Origin of the sequence: Mycobacterium sp., from assembly GCF_019247635.1 — a bacterium.
GTDB lineage: Bacteria > Actinomycetota > Actinomycetes > Mycobacteriales > Mycobacteriaceae > Mycobacterium.
Window position 1 is genome coordinate 114,237 of the sequence record NZ_JAFBAR010000104.1, and the last position, 24,231, is coordinate 138,467.

22 protein-coding genes are annotated in these 24,231 nt (G+C 66.3%); 18 read left to right on the forward strand and 4 right to left on the reverse strand.

Going from position 1 to position 24,231, the window contains the following annotated elements:
* Positions 1 to 79 precede the first annotated feature (79 nt).
* From JO236_RS17410 to JO236_RS17430, 5 genes are all read left to right on the forward strand, one after another.
* A complete protein-coding gene (locus tag JO236_RS17410) occupies positions 80 to 1,039 on the forward strand; it encodes a metallophosphoesterase family protein (RefSeq protein ID WP_293333033.1) in 960 nt (319 codons plus the stop codon).
* Complete coding sequence (locus JO236_RS17415; protein WP_293333036.1) at positions 1,036 to 1,719, forward strand: 4'-phosphopantetheinyl transferase family protein; 684 nt, start codon at positions 1,036 to 1,038, stop codon at positions 1,717 to 1,719. Before JO236_RS17410 ends, JO236_RS17415 begins: the two co-directional genes overlap by 4 nt.
* Positions 1,716 to 2,627 (forward strand): tRNA pseudouridine(55) synthase TruB, encoded by a 912-nt coding sequence (gene truB, locus JO236_RS17420; protein ID WP_293333039.1) that lies wholly within the window; start codon positions 1,716 to 1,718, stop codon positions 2,625 to 2,627. Before JO236_RS17415 ends, truB begins: the two co-directional genes overlap by 4 nt.
* Positions 2,628 to 2,876: 249 nt before the next feature.
* Positions 2,877 to 4,079, forward strand: coding sequence for a lipid-transfer protein (locus JO236_RS17425; RefSeq protein WP_293333042.1), 1,203 nt, complete (start codon positions 2,877 to 2,879; stop codon positions 4,077 to 4,079).
* Positions 4,080 to 4,107: 28 nt separating this feature from the next.
* Positions 4,108 to 5,385, forward strand: a complete 1,278-nt coding sequence (locus JO236_RS17430) for an acyl-CoA dehydrogenase family protein (RefSeq protein WP_293333045.1) — start codon at positions 4,108 to 4,110, stop codon at positions 5,383 to 5,385.
* Positions 5,386 to 5,455: 70 nt separating this feature from the next.
* On the opposite strand, the gene mntR is transcribed toward JO236_RS17430, so the two are convergent.
* A complete protein-coding gene (gene mntR, locus JO236_RS17435) occupies positions 5,456 to 6,148 on the reverse strand; it encodes a manganese-binding transcriptional regulator MntR (protein WP_293333048.1) in 693 nt (230 codons plus the stop codon).
* Between the two features lie 106 nt (positions 6,149 to 6,254).
* Between mntR and JO236_RS17440 the strand changes: the two genes are divergently transcribed.
* The 5 genes from JO236_RS17440 to JO236_RS17460 all read left to right on the forward strand — a co-directional run bounded on the left by JO236_RS17440 (position 6,255) and on the right by JO236_RS17460 (position 12,744).
* Positions 6,255 to 7,223: a bifunctional riboflavin kinase/FAD synthetase gene (locus tag JO236_RS17440; protein ID WP_293333051.1), complete on the forward strand. Its 969-nt coding sequence runs from the start codon at positions 6,255 to 6,257 to the stop codon at positions 7,221 to 7,223.
* Positions 7,224 to 7,457: 234 nt separating this feature from the next.
* Positions 7,458 to 7,727: a 30S ribosomal protein S15 gene (rpsO, locus tag JO236_RS17445; protein ID WP_293333054.1), complete on the forward strand. Its 270-nt coding sequence runs from the start codon at positions 7,458 to 7,460 to the stop codon at positions 7,725 to 7,727.
* Positions 7,728 to 8,074: 347 nt separating this feature from the next.
* Positions 8,075 to 10,336, forward strand: a complete 2,262-nt coding sequence (locus JO236_RS17450; RefSeq protein ID WP_293333056.1) for a polyribonucleotide nucleotidyltransferase — start codon at positions 8,075 to 8,077, stop codon at positions 10,334 to 10,336.
* Complete coding sequence (locus JO236_RS17455) at positions 10,323 to 11,648, forward strand: M16 family metallopeptidase (protein ID WP_293333059.1); 1,326 nt, start codon at positions 10,323 to 10,325, stop codon at positions 11,646 to 11,648. The genes JO236_RS17450 and JO236_RS17455 overlap by 14 nt, the downstream gene beginning before the upstream one ends.
* Before the next feature lie 61 nt (positions 11,649 to 11,709).
* On the forward strand, positions 11,710 to 12,744 hold the full coding sequence (locus JO236_RS17460) for a nitronate monooxygenase (RefSeq protein ID WP_293333062.1): 1,035 nt from the start codon (positions 11,710 to 11,712) through the stop codon (positions 12,742 to 12,744).
* A gap of 3 nt (positions 12,745 to 12,747) precedes the next feature.
* Here JO236_RS17460 and ald read toward each other — a convergent pair whose 3' ends face one another.
* Positions 12,748 to 13,863 carry an alanine dehydrogenase gene (gene ald / locus JO236_RS17465; RefSeq protein WP_293333065.1) on the reverse strand — a complete coding sequence of 372 codons (1,116 nt, stop codon included), beginning with the start codon at positions 13,861 to 13,863 and terminating at the stop codon, positions 12,748 to 12,750.
* A gap of 68 nt (positions 13,864 to 13,931) precedes the next feature.
* On the opposite strand from ald, the gene JO236_RS17470 reads away from it, so the two are divergent.
* The 6 genes from JO236_RS17470 to JO236_RS17495 are packed head-to-tail and all read left to right on the forward strand — an operon-like array spanning position 13,932 to position 20,210.
* A complete protein-coding gene (locus JO236_RS17470) occupies positions 13,932 to 14,447 on the forward strand; it encodes an Lrp/AsnC family transcriptional regulator (RefSeq protein ID WP_293333068.1) in 516 nt (171 codons plus the stop codon).
* A 15-nt stretch (positions 14,448 to 14,462) separates the two neighbouring features.
* The gene (locus JO236_RS17475) at positions 14,463 to 14,936 is read left to right on the forward strand and encodes an SRPBCC family protein (RefSeq protein WP_293333071.1); all 474 of its coding nucleotides are present in this window, start codon (positions 14,463 to 14,465) and stop codon (positions 14,934 to 14,936) included.
* A 4-nt stretch (positions 14,937 to 14,940) separates the two neighbouring features.
* Complete coding sequence (locus JO236_RS17480) at positions 14,941 to 16,401, forward strand: flavin-containing monooxygenase (RefSeq protein WP_293333074.1); 1,461 nt, start codon at positions 14,941 to 14,943, stop codon at positions 16,399 to 16,401.
* 46 nt (positions 16,402 to 16,447) lie between these two features.
* Positions 16,448 to 17,365 (forward strand): metal-dependent hydrolase, encoded by a 918-nt coding sequence (locus tag JO236_RS17485; protein ID WP_416362274.1) that lies wholly within the window; start codon positions 16,448 to 16,450, stop codon positions 17,363 to 17,365.
* A 3-nt stretch (positions 17,366 to 17,368) separates the two neighbouring features.
* Positions 17,369 to 19,123 carry an SDR family oxidoreductase gene (locus JO236_RS17490; RefSeq protein WP_293333077.1) on the forward strand — a complete coding sequence of 585 codons (1,755 nt, stop codon included), beginning with the start codon at positions 17,369 to 17,371 and terminating at the stop codon, positions 19,121 to 19,123.
* Positions 19,124 to 19,133: 10 nt separating this feature from the next.
* On the forward strand, positions 19,134 to 20,210 hold the full coding sequence (locus JO236_RS17495) for a PDR/VanB family oxidoreductase (RefSeq protein WP_293333080.1): 1,077 nt from the start codon (positions 19,134 to 19,136) through the stop codon (positions 20,208 to 20,210).
* Here the strand turns inward: JO236_RS17495 and JO236_RS17500 are convergent, their stop codons facing one another.
* Together JO236_RS17500 and JO236_RS17505 are read right to left on the reverse strand one after the other, a co-directional pair.
* Complete coding sequence (locus JO236_RS17500) at positions 20,211 to 21,353, reverse strand: epoxide hydrolase family protein (RefSeq protein WP_293333083.1); 1,143 nt, start codon at positions 21,351 to 21,353, stop codon at positions 20,211 to 20,213.
* On the reverse strand, positions 21,350 to 22,018 hold the full coding sequence (locus tag JO236_RS17505) for a TetR/AcrR family transcriptional regulator (protein WP_293333086.1): 669 nt from the start codon (positions 22,016 to 22,018) through the stop codon (positions 21,350 to 21,352). The genes JO236_RS17500 and JO236_RS17505 overlap by 4 nt, the downstream gene beginning before the upstream one ends.
* A gap of 84 nt (positions 22,019 to 22,102) precedes the next feature.
* Here JO236_RS17505 and JO236_RS17510 point away from each other — a divergent pair, with 84 nt between their 5' ends.
* Together JO236_RS17510 and JO236_RS17515 are read left to right on the forward strand one after the other, a co-directional pair.
* Positions 22,103 to 23,128 (forward strand): Rieske 2Fe-2S domain-containing protein, encoded by a 1,026-nt coding sequence (locus JO236_RS17510; protein WP_293333089.1) that lies wholly within the window; start codon positions 22,103 to 22,105, stop codon positions 23,126 to 23,128.
* A 6-nt stretch (positions 23,129 to 23,134) separates the two neighbouring features.
* Positions 23,135 to 24,214, forward strand: coding sequence for a dihydrodipicolinate reductase (locus JO236_RS17515; RefSeq protein WP_293333092.1), 1,080 nt, complete (start codon positions 23,135 to 23,137; stop codon positions 24,212 to 24,214).
* The last annotated feature ends 17 nt before the right edge of the window (positions 24,215 to 24,231 follow it).

The window sequence follows — 24,231 nt, forward strand, 5'->3', positions numbered from 1 at the left end:
AAACTTGCTCTAATCCCACGGCCGTTCCTGGCTTCGGCCCGGCCGCGAGCGCGTCGCCGAGTCGTTAGGGTGGGTAGTCGTGACCAGCCACGGATCGGACGGACAGCCGACGCTGTGGGCTGTCTCCGATTTGCACACCGGTCACCTCGGGAACAAGCCGGTCACCGAGTCGCTGCACCCATCGTCCCCGGAGGACTGGCTGATCGTCGCCGGCGACGTCGCCGAACGCACCGACGAGATTCGCTGGGCCCTGGACCTGTTGCGGCGGCGCTTCGCCAAGGTGATCTGGGTACCGGGCAACCACGAGCTGTGGACCACCAATCGCGATCCGATGCAGATCTTCGGCCGGGCCCGCTACGAATACCTGGTCAACGTGTGCGACGAGATGGGCGTGGTCACACCCGAGCATCCGTTCCCGGTGTGGACCGAGCGCGGCGGCCCGGCCACGATCGTCCCGATGTTCCTGCTGTACGACTACACCTTCCTGCCGGCCGGGGCGACGACCAAGGCCGAGGGTTTGGCCATAGCCCGGGAGCGCAACGTCGTGGCCACCGACGAGTTCCTGCTGTCGTCGGAGCCGTATCCCACCCGCGAGGCCTGGTGTCGCGAGCGGTTGGTGAGCACCCGCGCCCGCCTCGAACAGCTCGACTGGATCACACCGACGGTGCTGGTCAACCACTTTCCGCTGGTCCGCGAGCCCTGCGACGCGTTGTTCTATCCGGAATTCTCGCTGTGGTGTGGGACGACCAAGACCGCCGACTGGCACACCCGGTACAACGCCGTCTGCTCGGTGTACGGCCATCTCCACATCCCGCGCACCACTTGGTACGACGAGGTGCGCTTCGAGGAGGTGTCGGTCGGTTACCCGCGGGAGTGGCGGCGGCGCAAGCCCTACAGCTGGCTGCGCCAGGTATTGCCGGATCCCCAGTACGCACCCGGCTACCTCAACGATTTCGGGGGTCACTTCGTGATCACCCCCGAGATGAAGGCTCAGGCCGCGCAGTTCCGGGAACGGTTGCGCCAGCGGCAGTCCCGATGACGGCCGGCCTGCTGGTGTCATCGGTGCTGCCCGGCAAGCCGTCCGACGAATTGGCTTGCGCGGAGCTGTATTCCGACCCGCCCGGCCTGGCGCCGTTGCCCGAAGAGGCGCCGCTGATCGCCAAGTCGGTGGCCAAGCGGCGCGACGAATTCATTACCGTGCGACATTGCGCCCGGCTCGCGCTGGGTCAGCTTGGCGTGCCACCGGTCCCAATCCTGAAGGGCGACAGGGGGGAACCATGCTGGCCCGACGGCGTGGTTGGAAGTCTGACCCATTGTACCGGCTACCGCGGCGCGGCCGTGGGGCGCATTGCCGGGGTGCGTTCAGTGGGCATCGACGCCGAACCCCATGACGTGCTACCCGACGGCGTGCTGGACGCGATCAGCCTGCCGGCGGAGCGCGGCGAGATACCTCGCACGATGCCGCAGGGTCTGCACTGGGACCGAATCCTGTTCTGCGCCAAGGAAGCAACGTATAAGGCGTGGTTTCCGCTGACCAAACGGTGGTTGGGTTTCGAGGACGCGCACATCACCTTCGACGCCGACAGCACTGGTTTGACGGGCGGGTTCGTCTCCCGGATTCTGATCGACCCGGCGGCGCTGTCGGGTCCGCCGCTGACCGCGCTGAGCGGTCGTTGGTCGGTCGCGCGCGGGCTGGTGCTCACCGCGATCGTGCTATGAGCTTTGCGTCCGGGCTCGGCCCGGGGATCGTCGTGGTCGACAAGCCGGCCGGCATGACCAGTCACGATGTTGTGGGCCGTTGCCGCCGCATCTTTTCCACCCGGCGGGTGGGTCATGCCGGAACGCTGGATCCGATGGCCACCGGCGTGCTGGTGATCGGGATCGATCGTGCCACCAAGATCCTCGGCCTGCTGACGGGGGCGGCCAAGTCGTATGCCGCCACCATCCGCCTGGGTCAATCCACTTCCACCGAGGACGCTGAAGGTGAACTGCTGCAAACCGTTTCGGTCGAGCACGTGAGCGACGGGGCGATCGCGGCCGCGATCACCGGACTGCGCGGTGACATCAGCCAGGTGCCGTCGGCGGTGAGCGCGATCAAGATCAACGGTCGACGCGCCTACCGGTTGGCGCGGGCGGGTCAGGCGGTCGAACTGCAGGCCCGGCCGGTGCGTATCGACCGGTTCGAGCTGCTGGCCGTCCGATCCCACGACGAGCTCATCGACCTCGATGTCGAGGTCGACTGTTCCTCGGGCACCTACATCCGGGCCCTTGCCCGCGACCTCGGCGACGCGCTCGGGGTCGGCGGGCATCTCACTTTCTTGCGACGCACCCGGGTCGGTCGTTTCGGGCTGGACCAGGCGGTGTCGCTCGACGACTTGGCGGAACGGCCGCGGTTGAGCCTCAGCCTCGACGAGGCCTGTCTGCTGATGTTCCCGCGCCGCGAGCTGACCGCCGAGGAGTCCGAAGCGACGAGCCATGGCCGGTCGCTTGCGCCGGCCGGTATCGACGGCATTTATGCCGCGACCGCTGCCGACGGGCGAGTGATCGCGCTGCTGCGCGACGAGGGCGGGCGGACCAAGTCGGTGGTGGTGATCCGCCCGGCGACGATGCAGTCCGGTACGGACTGAGGAGGAGTCGGGCAATCGAGTCCCGCCCGGCGACGATGCAGTCCGGTACGGACTGAGGAGGAGTCGGGCAAATCGAGTCCCGCCCGGCGACGATGCAGTCCGGTACGGACTGAGGAGGAGTCGGGCAATCGAGTCCCGCCCGGCGACGATCTGGGGGTCCCGCCCGGCGACGCTCTGGGGGTCCCGCCCGACCGCCGCGCGCGGCAAAGTTGCAGACTGGGAGGCACTGCCGTTCGGAAGGGGCCAAAGATGTCCAGCAAGGGCGCGAACAAGGTGTACGTCGTCGGCGTCGGCATGACGAAGTTCGAGAAGCCAGGTCGGCGCGAAGGCTGGGACTATCCGCAGATGGCTAACGAGTCCGGCACCAAGGCGCTGCAGGACGCCGGGGTGGACTACACCGAGATCGAACAGGGCTACGTCGGTTACGTCGCGGGCGACTCCACCAGCGGGCAGCGCGCCCTCTACGAGCTGGGCATGACGGGCATCCCCATCGTCAACGTCAACAACAACTGCTCCACCGGATCGACCGCGCTCTACCTGGGCGCGCAGGCCATCCGCGGTGGTGTGGCCGATTGCGTGCTGGCGCTGGGCTTCGAGAAGATGCAGCCCGGCTCGCTTCAGGGTGGCGCCGACGACCGCGAGTCGCCGATGGGTAAGCACGTCAAGGCGCTGGCCGAGATCGACGAGTTCGGTTTTCCGGTGGCGCCGTGGATGTTCGGCGCGGCCGGGCGTGAGCACATGAAGAAGTACGGCAGCACCGCCGAGCATTTCGCGAAGATCGGTCTGAAGAACCACAAGCACTCGGTCAACAACCCGTACGCGCAGTTCCAGGACGAGTACACCCTGGAGGACATCCTGGCCGCGAAGATGATCTCCGACCCGCTCACCAAACTGCAGTGCTCGCCGACGTCCGACGGTTCGGCCGCGGTGGTGCTGGCCAGCGAGGAGTACGTGGCCGGCCACGACCTCGCCGGGCAGGCCGTGGAGATCGTCGGGCAGGCGATGACCACCGACTTCGCGTCGACCTTCGACGGCAGTGCCCGCAACATCATTGGATACGACATGAATGTCCAAGCCGCCCAACGGGTTTACCATCAGTCCGGCCTGGGCCCGGAGGACTTCCAGGTGATCGAGCTGCACGACTGCTTCTCGGCCAACGAGCTGCTGCTGTACGAGGCGCTGGGGTTGTGCGGGGAGGGCGAAGCGCCGAAGCTGATCGACGACAACCAGACCACCTACGGCGGGCGTTGGGTGGTCAACCCGTCCGGGGGCCTGATCTCCAAGGGGCACCCGCTGGGCGCGACCGGGTTGGCGCAGTGCTCGGAGCTGACCTGGCAGTTGCGCGGTGCCGCGGACAAGCGTCAGGTCGCCGATGTGAGCGCCGCGTTGCAGCACAACATCGGGTTGGGCGGGGCCGCAGTGGTCACCGCCTACCAACGCGCGGAACGCTGAATTCACCAGCGGCCCAAGGGGGAACACATTGATCGAGTGGTCCGACACCGATCTGATGGTGCGCGACGCGGTCCGCCAATTCATCGACAAGGAGATCCGGCCGAATCTGGACGCCCTGGAGACCGGCGAGCTGTCGCCGTATCCGATCGCTCGAAAGCTGTTCAGCCAGTTCGGTCTTGACGTGATGGCTGCCGAGTCGGTCAAAAAGATGCTGGATCGCGAACGTGCGAAGCAGGAATCAGGTTCGACGAGGCCCGAAAAGGACGTCGGCGCAGGCGATTCGGGTGACATTGGCTTCGGCGCCCAGGGTTCGATGGCCGCGGTGTTGATCTCCGAGCTCGCCGGGGTCAGCATCGGATTGTTGAGCACGGCGTCGGTCAGCCTCGGTTTGGGTGCGGCCACGATCATGAGCCGCGGCACGTTGGCCCAGAAGGAGCGTTGGTTGCCCCAGCTGATGACCCTGGAAAAGATCGCCGCCTGGGCCATCACCGAACCCGACTCCGGCTCGGATGCGTTCGGGGGCATGCAGACCACCGTCAGACGGGACGGCGACGACTACATCCTCAACGGCCAGAAGACGTTCATTACTAACGGTCCCTACGCCGACGTACTGGTTGTCTACGCCAAACTGGACGAACGTGATTCCTCCGTGGACCGGCGTAACCGGCCGGTGCTGGTTTTCGTGTTGGACTCCGGCATGCCGGGGCTGACACAGGGCAAGCCCTTCAAGAAGATGGGCATGATGTCCTCGCCGACGGGCGAGTTGTTCTTCGACGACGTGCGCTTGGGCCCGGACCGGTTGCTGGGTGGGAGCGAACAGCACACCGACGGCGACGGCCGTGACAGCGCGCGCGCCAATTTCGCCGCCGAGCGGATCGGGATCGCGACGATGGCGCTGGGGATCATCAACGAATGCCACCGGCTGTGCGTGGACTACGCGAAGACCCGGACGTTGTGGGGCAAGAACATCGGGCAATTCCAGCTGATCCAGCTCAAGCTGGCCAGGATGGAAATCGCGCGAATGAATGTGCAGAACATGGTGTTTCAGACCATCGAGCGGCAGCAGGCCGGAAAACCGTTGACCCTGGCGGAAGCTTCGGCGATCAAGCTGTACTCCTCGGAGGTCGCCACCGAGGTCGCGATGGAGGCTGTGCAGTTGTTCGGCGGTAACGGTTACATGGCCGAGTACCGAGTCGAGCAGTTGGCCCGCGATGCGAAGTCGCTGATGATTTACGCGGGCAGCAACGAGGTGCAGGTGACCCACATCGCCAAGGGGTTGTTGAGCGACCCAGGTTCGCGAGCGTAACCGGGCTGCGAAAAACCGCGCCGGAAATCGCGGCCAGGTTACGCTCGCGGACTACAGAGCAACCATCTGGTCAGGCGACCACCCAGATCGCCAGGGCGGCAGGGCTGCCCAGCTCGACGGTGGTCGGGGCGCCGTCGCCGGATTCGATCGCCACCGAGACCATGCCCGCGAATTCGCGCCGCGTCACAACCCGCAGCCGCGAGTCAAGGTTGATTCCGACGGTGTCGAAATACCTCAGCATCTCTGGGTCGGAATCGGAGATGCGGGCGACAGTTCCGGTGTCTCCGTCGGTGCAGGCCCACAGCTGACGCGCCGGCGGCGTTGGCACCTGACCGTCGGACGCGGGGATGGGGTCGCCGTGCGGGTCGCGCCGGGGGAATCCCAGCTTGGCGTCGATGCGCGCGACCAGGCGATCCGACACCGCATGTTCGAGCACCTCGGCCTCGTCGTGTACCTCGTCCCAGCTGTAGCCGAGTTCGTTGACCAGAAAGGTCTCCAGCAGCCGGTGCCGGCGCACCATCCCCAGCGCCGCCCGCCGCCCGGCGTCGGTCAGCGTCACCGCGCCGTACTTCGCATGGTCGACCAGGCCCTGCTCGGCGAGCTTGCGGATGGATTCCGAGGCGGTGCTGGCAGACACCCCGAGCTTCTCGGCCAGCATCTTGGTGCTGACCTTTTCCCGCGACCACTCCTGGGCGGTCCAGATCACCTTGAGATAGTCCTGGGCAACCGCGGTGAGACCGCCAGGCTCTTCGTCAGCCCTCACAACCGAAAAGTCTAGGCAAATTGCGGCTGTTCTGCGGACGTGGCGGTTAGGTGAAACCTGCGTATCCCGAATCCCGGAGGCCACGGCGCACCGTAGGCTTGCGGTCGTGCAGCGGTGGCGGGGACAGGACGGGATCCCCACGGACTGGGGCAGATGCGTGCTCACCATCGGCGTTTTCGACGGTGTGCACCGCGGGCATGCCGAACTGATTGCGCACGCTGTCAAGGCCGGACGCGCACGCGACGTGCCGACCGTGCTCATGACGTTCGACCCCCATCCGATGGAGGTGGTCTATCCCGGCAGTCACCCCGCGCAGTTGACCACACTGACCCGGCGGGCCGAGCTCGTCGAGGAGCTGGGTATTGACGTCTTTCTGGTCATGCCCTTCACCACCGAGTTCATGAAGCTCACCCCGGACCGCTACGTCCGCGAACTATTGGTCGAGAACCTGCACGTGGTCGAGGTGGTAGTGGGTGAGAACTTCACCTTCGGCAAGAAAGCCGGCGGCAATGTCGACACCCTGCGCCAGGCCGGCGAGCGGTTCGGGTTCGCGGTCGAATCGATGTCGCTGCTGTCCGAGCACCACAGCAACGAGACGGTGACCTTCTCGTCCACCTACATCCGATCCTGCGTGGACGCCGGTGACATGGTGGCGGCCACCGAGGCACTTGGCCGGCCGCACCGCGTCGAGGGCGTCGTGGTCCGAGGTCACGGACGCGGCGCCGAGCTCGGCTTCCCGACCGCCAACGTGGCGCCGCCGATGTATTCGGCGATCCCGGCCGACGGCGTGTACGCCGCCTGGTTCACCGTGCTCGGGCACGGCCCGACGACCGGCACCGTCACCCCGGGCGAGCGCTACCAGGCCGCCGTGTCCGTCGGCACCAACCCGACCTTCTCCGGGCGCACCCGCACCGTCGAGGCGTTCGTGCTCGACACCGCCGCCGACTTGTACGGCCAGCACGTCGCGCTGGACTTCGTCGCGCGCATCCGCGGCCAGAAGAAGTTCGACTCGGCGGGCGAGCTGGTCAAGGCAATCGGCAAGGACACCGACCGGACGCGGGCCGTCCTGAGTTAGCCGAGAGTGGCTTGGTCGCGGGCGGGTCCGCGAGCGTATCCGCACTGCGAAATCCGGCGCGAGTTTTCGCAGCCCGGTTACGCTCGCGAACCTGGGCGGCGGCGGGACAGGCGATCCGGTCCGTACACCCCTGCTAGACTTCCCGACGACATCGGCGCGTGCTGCGGTTCGCGGTGGCCGCGCCTTCAAAGAAGTGAAATTCATGATCGCGGACCAATTGATGGAGATATTTTCGTGGCGCTGACAGCCGAGCAGAAAAAAGAAATCCTGAACCAGTACGGCCTGCATGACACCGATACCGGGTCCCCTGAGGCGCAGATCGCGCTGCTGACCAAGCGGATCGCGGATCTGACCGAGCACCTCAAGGTGCACAAGCACGACCACCACTCGCGGCGGGGTTTGCTGCTGCTGGTCGGGCGGCGGCGCCGGCTCATCAAGTACATCTCCCACATCGACGTCGAGCGGTACCGGTCGCTGATCGAACGGCTGGGGCTGCGTCGCTGACCGACGGCGCTGGCGGGCCTCGCTGGCGGGCCTCTTAGTCGCGCGGGTTTGCCCGTGTAGAGTGGGGGCGTTCTGGGCCCGAATCGGCCCAAACAAGTGGTGCGGTTCGCGCAGATCCGCGTGTACCGTTCCAGCGCGTCACAATGCGTGTCCAAGGAGCACCCGGTCTGCATCGGGCGGTCCTCGGTAGTGGCCGCCGGGCTCCCCGGATCTGGGGCAGGTCGGCTGCTTCGATCGATGGCCGTAGCCGTATTCAGACTCTGCTTCTCGGTGCTCCCATTGGAGCACCGCCCTTGCGCATGAGCGCGCGAAACAGCTGAATACCCAGAGAGGCCGCACGGACTCCTATGTCTGTAGCTGAGATTGAAGAGGGCGTCTTCGAGGCGACCGCCACCATCGACAACGGGAGCTTTGGCACCCGCACCGTTCGTTTCGAAACCGGCAGGCTGGCCCAGCAGGCCGCCGGCGCCGTCGTCGCCTACCTCGACGACGAGAACATGCTGCTGTCGGCGACAACCGCCAGCAAGAGCCCCAAAGAGCACTTCGACTTCTTCCCGCTGACGGTCGACGTCGAGGAGCGGATGTACGCCGCCGGCCGCATCCCCGGCTCGTTCTTCCGCCGGGAGGGACGGCCGTCCACCGACGCGATCCTGACCTGCCGGCTCATCGACCGCCCGCTGCGCCCGTCGTTCGTCGACGGTCTGCGCAACGAGATCCAGGTCGTGGTGACGATCCTGAGCCTGGACCCCAACGACCTCTACGACGTGCTGGCCATCAACGCCGCGTCGGCCTCCACCCAGCTGGGCGGCCTGCCGTTCTCCGGCCCCATCGGGGGCGTGCGGGTCGCGCTCATCGACGGCACCTGGATCGCTTTCCCCACGGTGGAGCAGCTTGAGCGCGCCGTGTTCGACATGGTGGTGGCCGGCCGGATAGTCGACGATGATGTGGCCATCATGATGGTCGAGGCCGAGGCCACCGATCACGTGATCGCGCTCATCGACGGCGGCGCCCAGGCGCCCACGGAAAGCGTGGTGGCCGAGGGACTGGAGGCGGCCAAGCCCTTCATCTCCGCGCTGTGCACCGCCCAGCAGGAGCTCGTCGACGCTGCTGGAAAATCCGGTAAGCCGGCAGCTGACTTCCCGACGTTCCCCGACTACGGCGAGGACGTGTACTACTCGGTGTCCTCGGTGGCCACCGACGAGCTGGCTGCCGCGCTGACCATCGGCGGCAAGGCCGAGCGCGACCAGCGCACCGACGAAATCAAGAGCCAGGTCCTAGAGCGGCTCGCCGACACCTATGCGGGCCGGGAGAAGGAGGTCAGCGCCGCGTTCCGTTCGCTGACCAAGAAGCTGGTCCGGCAGCGCATCCTGACCGACCATTTCCGCATCGACGGCCGTGGCATCACCGACATCCGCGCGTTGTCCGCCGAGGTCGCGGTGGTTCCCCGGGCTCACGGCAGCGCGCTGTTCGAACGCGGCGAAACCCAGATCCTCGGGGTCACCACCCTCGACATGGTCAAGATGGCCCAGCAGATCGACTCGTTGGGGCCCGAGACGTCGAAGCGGTACATGCACCACTACAACTTCCCGCCGTTCTCCACCGGCGAGACCGGACGGGTCGGCTCACCCAAGCGGCGTGAGATCGGGCACGGCGCGCTGGCCGAGCGGGCCCTGGTGCCCGTGTTACCCGGCGTCGAGGAATTCCCGTACGCCATCCGCCAGGTGTCCGAGGCGCTGGGCTCCAACGGCTCGACGTCGATGGGCTCGGTGTGCGCGTCCACGCTGGCGCTGCTCAACGCCGGGGTGCCGCTCAAGGCGCCGGTGGCCGGCATCGCGATGGGCCTGGTCTCCGACGATGTAGAGGTTGACGGCGGGGGTACCGAGCGCCGTTTTGTCACCCTGACCGACATCTTGGGCGCCGAAGACGCGTTCGGCGACATGGACTTCAAGGTCGCCGGCACCAAGGACTTCGTCACCGCGCTGCAGCTGGACACCAAGCTCGACGGGATCCCGTCGAAGGTCCTGGCAGGTGCTCTCGCGCAGGCCAAGGACGCCCGCCTGACCATCCTCGAAGTCATGGCCGAGGCCATCGACGCCCCCGACGAGATGAGCCCCTACGCCCCGCGGGTGACCACCATCAAGGTGCCGGTGGACAAGATCGGCGAGGTCATCGGTCCCAAGGGGAAGGTCATCAACGCCATCACCGAGGAGACCGGCGCGCAGATCTCGATCGAGGACGACGGCACCGTGTTCGTCGGCGCCACCGACGGGCCGTCCGCGCAGGCCGCGATCGACAAGATCAACGCGATCGCCAACCCGCAGCTGCCGACGGCGGGCGAACGGTTCCTCGGAACTGTGGTCAAGACAACCGATTTCGGTGCGTTCGTGTCGCTGCTGCCCGGTCGCGACGGTCTGGTGCACATCTCCAAACTCGGCCGGGGCAAGCGCATCGCGAAGGTCGAAGACGTCGTCCACGTCGGCGACAAGCTGCGCGTGGAAATCGCCGATATCGACAAGCGGGGCAAGATCTCCCTGGTTTTGGTGGACGAAGAGGACGGCGCGAACTCAGCGGTCGCCGCTCCCGCCGCACCTGCCGATGCCACCAGCTGATCCAGGCCCAGCAGCTGATCCTGGTGCGGCTGCAGCACTGCGCCGCACCACTTTGCCGGGTGGCCTGCGTGTGGTCACCGAATACCTGCCGGCGGTGCGCTCCGCCTCGGTCGGGGTCTGGGTCGGCGTCGGATCGCGCGACGAAGGCGCCACGGTGGCCGGCGCCGCGCACTTCCTCGAGCATCTGCTGTTCAAGTCGACCCCGACCCGCACCGCGGTGGATATCGCGCAGGCGATGGACGCCGTCGGCGGGGAGCTGAACGCGTTCACCGCCAAGGAGCACACCTGCTACTACGCGCACGTACTCGACAGCGACCTGGCACTGGCCGTCGACCTGGTCGCCGACGTGGTGCTCAACGGTCGCTGCGCCGCCGACGACGTCGAACTGGAGCGCGACGTGGTCCTCGAGGAGATCGCGATGCGCGACGACGACCCCGAGGACGCGCTGGCCGACATGTTCCTGACGGCGCTGTTCGGTGACCATCCGGTGGGACGTCCGGTGATCGGCAGTACGCAGTCGGTGTCCGCGATGACGCGAGCCCAGCTGCATTCGTTTCACGTCCGGCGCTACACGCCGGAGCGGATGGTCGTCGCGGTGGCCGGCAATGTCGACCACGACGAGGTGATCGCGTTGGTGCGCGAACACTTCCGGTCGCGGTTGGTCCGCGGGCGGCGGCCGGTTGCGCCCCGCAAGGGCGCGGGCAGGGTGACCGGCCACCCCGGGCTGCTGCTCGGCAACCGCGACGCCGAGCAGATCCACGTGTCGTTGGGCGTGCGCACGCCCGGGCGCGGCTGGGAGCATCGCTGGGCGCTGTCGGTGTTGCACACCGCGCTGGGCGGCGGACTGAGTTCGCGGCTGTTCCAAGAGGTGCGCGAGGCCCGCGGGTTGGCCTATTCGGTCTACTCCGCACTGGATATCTTCGCCGACAGCGGTGCGCTCTCGGTGTATGCGGCGTGCCTGCCCGAACGCTTTGCCGAGGTCATGCGAGTGACCTGCGACGTGCTCGGTGCCGTGGCGCGCGACGGCATCACCGAGTCGGAATGCCGCATCGCGAAGGGCTCGATGCGGGGTGGGCTGGTGCTCGGCTTGGAGGACTCGAGCTCACGGATGAGCCGCCTGGGTCGAAGTGAACTAAATTACGGTGAACACCGCAGCATCGAGCACACCTTGGAGCAGATCGAGCGGGTCACGGTCGACCAGGTCAACGCGGTGGCCCGCCGGCTGCTGAGCAAACCGTTCGGTGCCGCGGTTCTGGGTCCCTTTACCTCGAAACGGTCGCTGCCACAACAACTTCGGGCGATGGTAGGGTAGCCTCAAATGTCCGCCTCCTCACTCGCGCCGTGCCGGCGCTCGCCGTCGGCGAACTAGCCCGATGGTATTGGGCTTCTGGGACCTCATGGTGCCGATCGTCGGCGCGCCCATGGCCGGTGGCCCGAGCACCCCGGCGCTGGCGGCGGGGGTGTCGAACGCGGGCGGGCTGGGTTTCGTTGCCGGCGGCTACATCGGCGCCGAGCAGTTCGCCACCGACATCGCCGCGGCGCGTGCCGCCACCACCGGCCCGATCGGTGTCAATCTGCTTGTGCCCCAACCCAGTGTCGCCGACTGGACGCAGTTGGACTACTACGCCGAAGAGCTCGAAGAGATCGCCGACCACTACCACGTCGAGATCGGCCGGCTCGACTACGACTACAACGACGAGTGGGAGCGCAAGCTCGAGGTGGTTTCCGATGTGCGGCCCGAGATGGTGTCATTCACCTTTGGGACGCCGGCACCGGACATCGTCCGCCGCTTCAGCGCGCTGGGCCTTTTGGTGTCGGTCACGGTGACGTCGGCCTACGAGGCCGGGGTGGCCATCGCCGCGGGCGCGGACAACCTGGTGGTCCAGGGGCCGGATGCCGGCGGTCACCGGGGCACCTTCGCCCCGGACATGGAACCCGGCAGCGAAACGCTGCACGACCTCCTGGGTCGGATCGCGCACGCGCACCGCGACATCCCGCTCATCGCAGCGGGTGGGCTGGGCACCGCCGAAGACGTCGCCGCCGCGCTGGACAGGGGAGCGGTGGCCGCGCAGGTCGGCACCGCGCTGCTGCTGGCCGACGAAGCCGGCACCAATCCCGTGCACCGTGCCGCGCTGAAGCTCCCGGAGTTCTCCGACTGCCTGGTCAGCCGGGCCTTCTCGGGTCGGTATGCGCGCGGTCTGGCCAACAACTTCACGCGACTCCTCGATCACGTCGCGCCGCTGGGCTATCCCGAGGTCAATCAGATGACCGAACCGATTCGAGCGGCGGCGGTCGACGCCGACGATCCACACGGCACCAATTTGTGGGCGGGAACGGCGTATCGCAAGGCCATGCCCGGGCCGGTGGCCGAGATCGTTGCCAGCCTCAACCCGGGTGTGCACCCCTGAACGTCAGGTCAGCACGCTCGCCGGCGCGGTAAACGGCAAACCCAGGTCGCTGGCCACCTGTTCGCATAGCAGCGTGCCGTCGTGTGTCGAAAGGCCCTTGGCCAGTGCAGGATCCGATCGGCAGGCCGCCCGCCAACCCTGGTCGGCGAGCTTGAGTACGTACGGCATCGTCGCGTTGGTCAGTGCATAGGTCGACGTCCTGGGAACCGCGCTGGGCATGTTGGCTACGCAGTAGAACAACGCGTCGTGCACGGGAAAGGTGGGGTCGTCGTGGGTGGTAGGCCGGGAGTCTTCGAAGCACCCACCCTGGTCGATGGCGATGTCGACCAGCACCGCGCCCGGCTTCATGTGTGCGACAAGTGAATTCGATATCAACCGAGGTGCCCTGGCACCCGGCACCAGGACGGCTCCGATCACCAGGTCGGCCCGCTTGACCGCACCCTCGAGCTCGTAGGCCGACGAATAGCGGGTGCCGACCGTGCCCCTGAATTCGGAGTCGAGTTCGCGAAGCTTGTTGACGTTGACGTCGAAAACCATGACGTCGGCACCCATGCCGGAGGCGACGCGGGCTGCGTTGTACCCGGCGGTGCCGCCGCCGATCACCACCACGTCGGCCGCCTTCACTCCGGGGACCCCACCCATCAGCACCCCGCGTCCGCCGTGCGTCCGCATCAGGTGATAGGCGCCCACCTGGGCGGAGAGCCGCCCGGCGACTTCGCTCATGGGGGCCAGCAAGGGTAGCGTGCCGTCGGCGTGTTGGACGGTCTCGTAGGCGATTGCCGTTGCACCGGAAGCCAATAGCGCGTCGGCGCAGGCACGCGAGGCGGCCAGATGGAGATAGGTGAACAGGATTTGGCCGTGGCGCAGCAGCGAATATTCGCCCACCAGCGGTTCTTTGACCTTCAGCAGCAGGTCCGCTGCGGTCCATACCTGGTCTGCGGTGTCGATCAGCTGGGCGCCCGCGGCCTTGAAGTCGCTGTCGGTGATCGCCGAGCCCACTCCGGCGCCGGCCTGGACGAGCACCTCGTGGCCCCGCCGGGTCAGTTCGGCAACGCCGGCCGGGGTGAGGGCGACCCGAAATTCGTTGTTTTTGGTCTCGGTGGGAATGCCGACTCGCATGCCCTCAAGTGTGAAGAAAGCTCGAACAGGGAGCAAAGAGGCTGACGATAATTCTGTACATTCGTAACATGACTGAAAAGTCAACGGGACACACGGCTGCGGTCCGGGATGTGCCGAAGGATGTTCGGGCTAGCGACCTGGATGTCGTCGACCGCAAAATCCTGAGCCTGCTGCACGCCGACGCGCGGATCACCAACAATGCGCTCGCCGACGCGGTGGGCATCGCTGCGTCGACCTGCCACGGGCGTGTCAGGCGGTTGGTGGACGTGGGAGTGATCCGCGGCTTTTACACCGACATCGACCCGGTGGCGGTGGGACTGCCGCTACAGGCGATGATCTCGGTCACCTTGCAATCCAACGCGCGCGGCAAGATTCGCAGCTTCATCCAGCAGATCCGCCGCAGGCGCCAGGTGATGGACGTCTATTTTCTTGCCGGCGCCGACGATTTCATCCTGCACGTCGCCGCGCGCGACACCGAGGATCTGCGGTCGTTCGTGGTCGAGAACCTCAATGCCGACGCCGATGTCGCGGGCACCCAGACCTCACTGATCTTCGAACATCTGCGCGGCAACGCACCTATCTAGTTCTATGATCGGCGCATGACAACGTTGTCCGCCGGCCCTTCGGCTTCGGCGAGCGTGCGCATCGGCGCCCCTCCCGAGGTGGTGTACCAGCTGATCACCGACCTGCCGACGCTGGCCTCGCTGGCCGAGGAGGCCTTCGCGATGGAGCTCCGCAAAGGTAAGTCCGTCTGCAAAGGGGCGGTGTTCGTCGGTCATAACAAAAACGGTGACCAGGGCTGGACCACCCAGTGCCGGGTGACCGACGCCGAACCCGGCCGGCGCTTCGCCTTCAATGTTCGGTATGCCTTGCTGCCGGTCTCGCGTTGGCAGTACGACATTGTCGCCGCCGACGGTGGTTGCCACGTCACCGAGAGCACCTGGGACCGCCGGCCAGGCTGGTTCCGTAAGCTCGCCGGCTGGAGCACCGGAGTCCCGGATCGGGCTGCGGCCAACGCCAAGCACATTCAGCTCACCCTGGAGCGCCTCAAGCACCGCGCGGAAGGCGGATAGACCGATGGCCGGGCGCGATCCCTCGGTCGCCGTCGTCGGAGCCGGCATGTCGGGGTTGTGCGTCGCAATTGCATTGCTGCGCAACGGCATCACCGACGTCACCATTTACGAGAAGGCCGACGAGGTCGGCGGAACGTGGCGTGAGAATACTTATCCCGGCCTGTTCTGCGACATACCCTCGCGCGTCTACCAGTACACGTTCGCGACCAACCCCGACTGGACGCGCATGTTTTCGCCGGGCAGTGAGATCCAGGCCTACTTCCGGGGCATCGCGGACCGATTCGGGCTGCGGGAACGGATCCGGTTCGGCACCGAAATCGCCAGTGCGCGTTACGAGAACGGGCGTTGGGTGGTGCGCACGGACGCCGGTACCGAATCCACGGTCGACTTCTTGATCTCGGCCACCGGCGTGCTGCACCATCCACGCATGCCGTCGATCGCCGGTCTGGACGACTTCGGCGGGACCGTATTTCATTCCGCTCGTTGGGATCACAGCGTCGCCCTCCCGGGGCGCCGCATCGCGATCATCGGCACCGGGTCGACGGGTGCGCAGCTGGTCTGCGGTCTGGTCGACGTGGCGAGCAAGGTGCTGCTGTTCCAACGCACCGCGCAATGGGTGCTGAAGCTGCCGAATCCCCGCTACAGCAGGTTCACCAGCGCGACCCGCCGACGCGCTCCGTGGCTTGATCTGCTGGCCTACCGGGCATACAGCGCCGCCTACGACCTTTTCGCGGTGGGGCTCACCAAGCCCGGCTTGCGGCGAAAGATCATGGCAGCGCTGTGCCGCGCGAGCCTCTGGGAGGTGCGTGACCCGGAGCTGCGAGAAGCGCTGACTCCCGATTACACGCCAATGTGCAAGCGACTGGTGATGTCGGGCGGCTTCTACCGGGCGATGCAGCGCGACGACGTCGAACTGGTCACCGCCGGAATCGACCACGTGGAAGCCCTGGGCATCGTCACCGTAGACGGCGTCCTACACGAGGCGGACGTCATCGTGCTGGCCACCGGCTTCGACACGCATGCCTTCTTTCGGCCGATGCAACTCACCGGGCGGGACGGGATCGCCGCCGACGAGGTATGGCGCGACGGTCCGCGGGCCTACCAGACCGTCGCGATGCCCGGCTTTCCCAACTTCTTCATGATGCTGGGACCGCACAGCCCGGTTGGCAACCTCGCGCTCACCGCTGTCGCCGAATCGCAGGCCGACCACATTGTCGGATGGATACGGCGCTGGCGCCGCCAGGAATTCGACACCGTCGAGCCGACATCCTCGGCGACGGAGTCATTCAACTCCGAGCTGCGCGCCGCGATGCCGAACACGGTGTGGACCACTGGCTGCAACAGCTGGTACCTGGGCAAGGACGGGCTGCCCGAGGTGTGGCCGTTCACCCCCGCGGCGCATCGCGCGATGCTGGAACACCCGGACCCCGCGCAGTACGACCTGGCTATACTCGCCAGCACATGATGTCTAGCGCTGTGACATATGAGGTGGTTTTGTAAAGGTGGCTGCGATGTTCACCGTCGAGGACCGTGCGGCAGGTCCACGCTCGAAAGAATCCGGCGCGGCCGACCACGAACGTCTGGTGCTCGAGGCGCGTGACGTCAAGTTCGACTGGACAAAGCTGCCGTTTCACTACGTGCCCGAAGAGCCGATGGCCACCCACACCCTCAACGTCTTGCACCTGTTGCTGCCGGCCGGCGAGGAGTTCTTTGTCGAGGTGTTCAAAAATGCCCTGCCGCTGATCAAGGACGACCAACTGCGGTTGGACGTGCAGGGGTTCATCGGCCAGGAGGCGATGCATTCCCAGGCGCATTCCGGAGTGCTCGAGCACTTCGCCGCCGAGGGCATCGACGTGACGCCATTCACGGGCCAGGTCGGGTGGTTGTTCCAGAAGCTGCTGGGCGACCGGCCTCGGATGAGTACACGCCGACGGCGCAGTTGGCTGCTGGAGCAGGTTTCGTTCATCGCCGCGATCGAGCACTACACGGCGGTTTTGGGGGAGTGGATCCTGGACTCCCCGCAGCTTGACGTCGTCGGCACCGATCCGGTGATGCTGGACATGCTGCGGTGGCACGGCGCCGAAGAAGTTGAGCACAAGTCCGTGGCCTTTGACACCATGAAACATCTGCGGGCCGGGTACTTCCGGCAGGTGCGCGCTCAGTTGGCTGTTACGCCGGTGCTGCTGTTGTTGTGGATTCGGGGGGTGCGATTCATGTATTCCGTGGACCCGTACCTGCGGCCGGGAACCAAGCCGCGGTGGCGGGACTACATCAAGGCGGCCCGTCAGGGTTTGGTGCCCGGGCCGCTGCGCATGGCACGGGTGGTCGCCGGCTACTACAAACCGGGCTTTCACCCGTCACAGCTGGGCGGGCTTGGGGAGGCGGTCGACTACCTGGCCCGCTCACCCGCGGCGCGTGCGGCGCACTGACCAATGCCGGTCACCGCGTCGGACGGCGTCACACTGGCCGTCCACCACTACACCGAGGTCGAGCCGCAGCGTCCCACCGTGCTGGCTATTCACGGCTGGCCCGACAACCACCATGTGTGGGACGGCGTAGCCCGAGAGCTGCTGGACCGGCGGTCCAACCGATACAACTTCGTGGCCTATGACGTCCGCGGTGCCGGCGAATCATCTTGTCCGGCAAGCCAATCCGGGTACCGATTCGACCAGCTGCTCTCCGACATCGGCGCGGTGATCGACAGCCTCGGGGTCGGTCCGGTCCACTTGCTGGCCCACGACTGGGGCTCGATTCAGGCCTGGCCCGCGGTCGCCGACGACTCGATGGCGGGCAAGATCGCGTCGTTCACGTCGATCTCCGGCCCGGACCTGCGGTACGCGGGCACGTTCCTGCGCTCGGCCCGCACTCCGCGCGCCGTGGCCGACGTTGTCAAACAGCTTGTGGGGTCGGGGTATATCGGTTTCTTTCTGTGCCCGGGGCTTCCGGAACTGGCATTTCGCTCCGGACTGGGCGTCAAAGTCCTCCGCGCCGCTGAGCGTATCGGCCGAACCAGCACCCGCAGTCAACGCGGCGCGGTGCCCCGCTCGATCGGGGACTACGTCAACGGCCTCAACCTGTACCGGGCGAACATGCCCGCGCCGATTCTGTCACCCGGCTCGCCGCTGCCCCAGATCAATGTGCCGACCCAGGTGCTGGTCCCACGCAAAGACAGGTTCGTCACGCCCGCGCTGCAGCGCTTTACCGGCGCAATTCCACAGGGCGGCAGGGTGATTACGGTCGAGGGTGGGCACTGGATGGTGACCTCGCGTCCCGATGTTGTCGCCCGGTTGACCGCCGAATGGGTCGACCAGGTCACCGCCGGCGACGTCGCTCCCGGACCGTCGGTTGTGCGCGGCGGACCACGCCAGGTGGCGGGAAAACTCGCGCTGGTGACGGGGGCGGGGGCCGGTATCGGCCGGGCCACCGCCCTGGAACTGGCGCGGCAGGGCGCCCGCAAGGTGGTGATCGTCGATCGTGACTTGGCCGCGGCGGAGGAAACTGTGGATGCGGTGCGCGCGACGGGTGTCGAGGCGGCGGCGTACAAGGCGGATGTCAGCGACGAGCAAACGATGAACGACCTTGCCGCACACGTATTCAACGACCATGGCGTGGTTGACATCCTGGTGAACAACGCCGGCATTGGGATGGCGGGTCGGTTCCTGGAGACCACGTCGGCGCACTGGGACGACATCATGGGCGTCAACGTCCGGGGTGTGATCAGCGGCAGCAGGGCATTCGGAGCGCAGATGGTCGAGCGCGGCGAGGGGGGAACCATCATCAACGTTTCGTCGGCGTCGGCGTTCCTGCCGTCGAAGTCGATGGTCGCCTATTCCACTACGAAGGCCGCTGTACTGGCATTCAGCGAATCGCTGCGCGCCGACCTAGCCGACGAAGGCATCACCGTGACGGCCGTTTGCCCCGGTTTCGTCAACACCAACATCGCCAAAAGTACTGTCTACGCAGGCCTGTCGGCCGAGCAGCAGGAGCGGGCCCGGCAGCAGGCCGACGCGTCGTACCGACGGCGCAACTACACACCGGAGGCCACCGCCAAGGCGATCGTCAAGGCCGTCAGGACCGGCCCACCGGTGTTGCCCATCGCCGCGGAGTCCAGACTCGGCTACGCGATGCGCCGGATCAGCCCCTCGGCGATCCGGCTGCTAGCGCGATTCGACATCCGGCCGAAGTAGGTATTGCGCTGTGTCACAAAGTATCTGGACCAGCAGGCCCCCTGACCTGTACGGGCGCCGTGACCGCGACCGGTTCCTGACCGCGTTATGGGGCGTTCGCGCGCTGTTCGAGGGATTCGGCTCGGTCTCGCGCTGGACGCCGGCGCGGGTGAGTGCGGTGCGACGAACGCACCGCGCGACCATCACCAAGCGCGAACTCGTCGCGCCCGACGTGGTCGCGCTGACACTGGCCGACCCCGACGGTGGCCTGCTCCCGTCCTGGACGCCCGGCGGGCACATCGACGTGCAACTGCCCTCCGGCCGGCGCCGGCAGTACTCGCTGTCCGGTCCGCCTGGACGGCGCACGGACTACCGCATCGCCATCCGCAGGATCGCCGACGGTGGCGGCGGTTCGATCGAGATGCATGAGGCTTTCGACGTCGGTGACACCTTGCTGTTCGAGGGTCCGCGCAACGCGTTCTATCTGGGCACCGCCGAGCGGGACGTGCTGTTCGTGATCGGCGGTATCGGTGTGACGCCCATTCTGCCGATGATGCGGGTGGCCCAGCAGCGCGGAATGGATTGGCGTGCAATCTATGCGGGCCGCAGCCGCGAATACATGCCATTCCTGGACGAGTTGGTGTCGCTGGCACCGGACCGGGTGACGGTATGGGCCGACGACGAGCACGGCCGGTGCGCCGCTGTGGACGAGCTGCTGGCCGGGACGGGTCCGACGACGGCGGTCTATGTGTGCGGACCGAGTGCGATGCTGGACGCCGTCCGCATGGCCCGGAACGAATACGCCGATGCGCCACTGCATTACGAGCGATTCAGCCCGCCGCCGGTGGTCGACGGAGCGCAGTTCGAACTGGAGCTCGCGCGATCGAAGCGGGTGCTCAATGTGCCGGCGAACCGGTCGGCGCTGGACGTCATGCTCGACGGGGATCCGACCACGGCCCACTCCTGCCAGCAGGGTTTCTGCGGCACTTGCAAGGTCAAAGTGCTTGCTGGACAGGTTGATCGGCGCGGCCGCGCGGCCGAGGGCGGTGACGAGATGCTGGTGTGCGTGTCGCGGGCGAAATCCGGCCGGTTGGTCATCGACGCCTGACTAGAACACCTTTTCCTCGAGCAGGACGTCGGCGAAGGCCGCCAAATCGGCGGCGAAAGCGGTGGGTTGTTCGAATGCGGCGAAGTGGCCGCCGCGTTGCTGAATCGCGTAGTGAACCAGGTTGTACTGGGCGGCCGCCCACGCGCGCGGTGTCTGCAGAAGCTCGTAGGGATAGACCGCGTAGCCGGTGGGGACATCGACACGACCGGTCCATCCGCTGAGTGGCCCCGTGCCCGCCCGCGCGGATTCGCAGTAGAGTCGCGCCGCCGAGGTCGCCGTGCCGGTCAGCCAGTAGAACATCAGGTTGTCGATGAGCCGGTCGGTGCTGATGGGCATGCCGTCTCTGATATCGCACCAGGCGTGAAACTTCTCGAGTATCCATCCGGCCAGGCCCAGCGGCGAGTCGTCCAGCCCGTAGCCCAGCGAATGTGGCCGCGTTGCTTGCACTTCCATGTACGCCGTGCCGTCTGCAATTCGCTCGGCGCTGGCGGCGATGCCGGCGAGTTCCGACTCGGTGATGTTGGCCAATAGTTCGGGGTCGTTCTGGTCGGGCGACGCGAACAGCATGTTGGTGTGGATAGCGGCCACGGTATCCGCGTGGTGCTGTCCCAGGTAACGGGTGACGAGGGCACCCCAGTCACCGCCTTGGGCGACGTAACGCTGGTAGCCGAGCTGTGCCATCACGTCGGCCACCGCCGCGGCGACACGGGCGACGTCGACACCGCGCTCACGCGTCGGGCCCGAGAAGCCATAGCCGGGCATGGACACCAGGACGACGTGGAATCGCTTGCGCAGCAACGGCAGCGCGTCCAAGAACTCGACGATGGAGCCCGGCCAGCCGTGCGTGACGACCAGGGGGATCGCCCGCGGGTCGTCGGACTTTGCGTGCAGGAAGTGCACGCGCTGCCCCGCAGCCTCGGTGAGGAAAGATCCGATCGCATTGACCTCGGCCTCGAGGGCACGCCAGTCGTAGCGATTCACCCAATGATCGACCACGCTGCGCAGGAACAACTGGTCCGTGCCGTAGTCCCACGCCGCATCAGCGATTTCGCTCGGCCACCGGGCGTTGCCGAGCCGTTGACGAAGGTTGCTGATTTGAACTTCGGCCACTTCGAGAACGAAAGGTTCGATTGTTCCGGTCACTTTCGCCGCCGTGAACTTTCGAGATATGCCACCAGGGCGTTGGTCAGGGCGCGGCGGGCCATGTCGAGGTCGCTGTAAGAGCCCAGTTGGCGCTCCGAGACCAGCCCGCGCATTGCGCCCGGAATCAGCGCGGCCACCTCACGTACCCGCTTCGGGTCGACGTCGAGGCCGGCGAAGGCGCTCTCGCAGGTCTGCAGCCAGCTCTTGCCCCACGAGAACAGTTCGGCGGCGGTGCGTGGATAGAGCCGTTCGAGTTCCTGGGGGTCGCGCGGCAGCGCGGCCCGCAGGTTTTCGACCGCGCGTGAATCGGCCGACGCCAAGCCACGATAGAGGGTTTCGATGATGACGCCGACACGCTCCTGCAGGGGCGCGTCCGGTCGAACAGGAGTCGACAGCGTCGAGAACGTCGCTTCGCGGCGTTGCGCCGTACGGTGCAGCACCGCGGCCCAGAATCCGTCGGTGTCGCCGAACTGGTATTGCACCGCGCCCCAGGTCGCGCCGCTGTCTTTGGCAATCCGGTTGGCCGACACCGAGCCCGGCGCGCCCGACGCCAGCGACTTGAGGGCCGCCTCGAGCATGCTCTCGCGAGTCGCGTTGCCGCGCCGGTTGGGACGCCGGTCGGTACGGGGTCCCACGATGCCGGCTGCACTGGCCCGCGCTGTCATCTTGTGGATCCTATGGTCTCGACTAGCTTTTTCATAGAGGGTACTGTGATTATCCGTACGAACCCGCCGAGGAGGACAGCGCAGATGGTCAAGCCGCCATTGTCGATGAAGCCCACCGGGTGGTTCCAGGTGGCCTGGTCCGACGAGATCGGCGTCGGTGACGTGCACTCGATGAAGTACTTCGATCAGGAGATGGTCGCCTGGCGCGCCGAGTCCGGGCAGCTCACCGTCATGAACGCCTACTGCGAACACCTCGGGGCGCACCTGGGTTACGGCGGCAAAGTCGTCGGCGAGGTGTTGCAGTGCCCGTTCCACGGGTGGCAGTGGAGCCAAGAGGGCCGCAACGTCTGCATCCCCTACCAAGCCCGCCCCAACCGTGGCCGGCGCATCCAGACACACCCCGTCGTCGAGCGCAACGAGTCGGTCTACATCTGGCATGACGCCGAGGGACGCGAGCCGTACTTCGACGCGCCGGACGTGTTCGCCAGCTTCGAAGACGGCCGCACCGCCGCAGACTACTACCCACAGCAGCGGCTGTACGAGCCGAGCCTGGAAATGCACCCACAGTACGTGCTCGAAAACGGCGTGGATTTCGCGCATTTCAAGTTCGTGCACAACACCCCGATCGTGCCGGTCTTCACCCGCCACGACTTCGCCAAGCCGGTGTCCTACGTCGACTTCACCATCACCTTCGAGGGTGACGACGGGCAGAGGATCGAGGACGTCAACAGCGGCGTGGAGGCGATCAATGGTGGTCTGGGAATCGCGGTGACCCGAAGCTGGGGCATGGTAGACAACCGCACCGTTTCCGCGGTCACCCCGGTCGACGACGCCACCTCCGACGTCCGGTTCATGGTCTACATCGGCCGCAAGCCGTCCAGGGATCCCGTCCGGGCGGAGACCAAGGCGCACGAATTCGGACAGGAAGTGATCCGGCAGTTCGAGCAGGACATCTACATCTGGCAACACCAGCGCTACTCGGATCCCCCCGCACTGGCCACCGACGAATACCAGGGGTTCACCGCAATTCGCAAGTGGGCCAAGCAGTTTTATCCCGACGGCATTGGCGGCAGCGCCGCCGAGGTCTACGCAGCAGCTCAGAAAGGCTGAACCCGAATGAATGCACCGATCCGAGTCTTCCAGGTCGCCACCGGCAACGTCGGTTCGGAGATGATCAAGCGGCTGCAGACGCAGCCGGACCTTGAACTCGTTGGGGTGCACTGCTATTCGCCGGAGAAGGTGGGCACCGACGTCGGCGAGCTGGCCGGGATCGAGCCGGTCGGTGTCAAAGCCACGGGCAGCGTTGCCGAAATCATCGCGGCCAAACCGGATGTGTTGACGTTCCACGGAGTGTTTCCGGACGAGGACCTCTACGTCAAAGTGCTCGAGGCCGGCATCAATATCGTGACGACCGCGGACTGGATCACGGGGTGGCACCGGGACAAGAACCACCCCCACCCGTCGGGCAAGCCGGTGACTCAGCTGTTGGGTGAGGCGTGCGAGAAGGGTGGCGCCACGTTTTATGGCACCGGGATGAACCCGGGGGTGAATCAGATTCTCGGCGTGGTGTGTTCGGCCGACGTCGCCGAGATCGAGAACGTCACCACCATCGAGTCGGTGGACGTGTCATGTCATCACTCCAAGGACACCTGGATCGAGGTCGGCTATGGCCTGCCCGTGGATGATCCGGAGATTCCGTCGAAGCTGGAAAAGTACACGCGGGTGTTCGCCGACAGCGTGCTGATGATGGCGGACTGCTTCGACTTGCCGCTCGACGAGGTGAAGTTCAGCTACGAGCTGGGCGCGTGCACCAAGGACGTCGACCTGGGTTGGTACACGCTGCCCAAGGGCTCGCTGGGCGGCAATTACATCAAGTACCAGGGCATGGTCGACGGGGTGCCGCGGGTCGAAACGCACCTGGAATGGCAGATGACCCCACACACCGACCCGAACTGGGATATCAAGGGCTGCTACATCACTCAGATCAAGGGCGATCCGTGCATCTACAACAAGCACATGATCTTCCCGAAACCCGGTGTGGATCTGTCCAACCCGGACAACTTCGCATCCATCGGCATGACCGTTACCGGCATGCCGGCCCTCAACGCGATCAAGTCCGTCGTCGCCGCACCCGCCGGCCTGATCACCAGCGCTGACCTCCCGCTGCGCGGCTTCGCCGGGCGGTTCAAGAAGTAGGCGCGGGTCGCCCCGGG

What these genes read in the sequence shown, in the direction of transcription:
- JO236_RS17415 (WP_293333036.1), top strand. Translation starts at nt 1,036, where the DNA reads ATGACGGCCGGCCTGCTGGTGTCATCGGTGCTGCCCGGCAAGCCGTCC.
- truB (WP_293333039.1), top strand. Translation starts at nt 1,716, where the DNA reads ATGAGCTTTGCGTCCGGGCTCGGCCCGGGGATCGTCGTGGTCGACAAG.
- JO236_RS17425 (WP_293333042.1), top strand. Translation starts at nt 2,877, where the DNA reads ATGTCCAGCAAGGGCGCGAACAAGGTGTACGTCGTCGGCGTCGGCATG.
- JO236_RS17450 (WP_293333056.1), top strand. Translation starts at nt 8,075, where the DNA reads ATGTCTGTAGCTGAGATTGAAGAGGGCGTCTTCGAGGCGACCGCCACC.
- JO236_RS17455 (WP_293333059.1), top strand. Translation starts at nt 10,323, where the DNA reads ATGCCACCAGCTGATCCAGGCCCAGCAGCTGATCCTGGTGCGGCTGCA.
- JO236_RS17460 (WP_293333062.1), top strand. Translation starts at nt 11,710, where the DNA reads ATGGTATTGGGCTTCTGGGACCTCATGGTGCCGATCGTCGGCGCGCCC.
- ald (WP_293333065.1), bottom strand. Translation starts at nt 13,863, where the DNA reads ATGCGAGTCGGCATTCCCACCGAGACCAAAAACAACGAATTTCGGGTC.
- JO236_RS17470 (WP_293333068.1), top strand. Translation starts at nt 13,932, where the DNA reads ATGACTGAAAAGTCAACGGGACACACGGCTGCGGTCCGGGATGTGCCG.
- JO236_RS17475 (WP_293333071.1), top strand. Translation starts at nt 14,463, where the DNA reads ATGACAACGTTGTCCGCCGGCCCTTCGGCTTCGGCGAGCGTGCGCATC.
- JO236_RS17480 (WP_293333074.1), top strand. Translation starts at nt 14,941, where the DNA reads ATGGCCGGGCGCGATCCCTCGGTCGCCGTCGTCGGAGCCGGCATGTCG.
- JO236_RS17485 (WP_416362274.1), top strand. Translation starts at nt 16,448, where the DNA reads ATGTTCACCGTCGAGGACCGTGCGGCAGGTCCACGCTCGAAAGAATCC.
- JO236_RS17490 (WP_293333077.1), top strand. Translation starts at nt 17,369, where the DNA reads ATGCCGGTCACCGCGTCGGACGGCGTCACACTGGCCGTCCACCACTAC.
- JO236_RS17505 (WP_293333086.1), bottom strand. Translation starts at nt 22,018, where the DNA reads ATGACAGCGCGGGCCAGTGCAGCCGGCATCGTGGGACCCCGTACCGAC.
- JO236_RS17510 (WP_293333089.1), top strand. Translation starts at nt 22,103, where the DNA reads ATGGTCAAGCCGCCATTGTCGATGAAGCCCACCGGGTGGTTCCAGGTG.
- JO236_RS17515 (WP_293333092.1), top strand. Translation starts at nt 23,135, where the DNA reads ATGAATGCACCGATCCGAGTCTTCCAGGTCGCCACCGGCAACGTCGGT.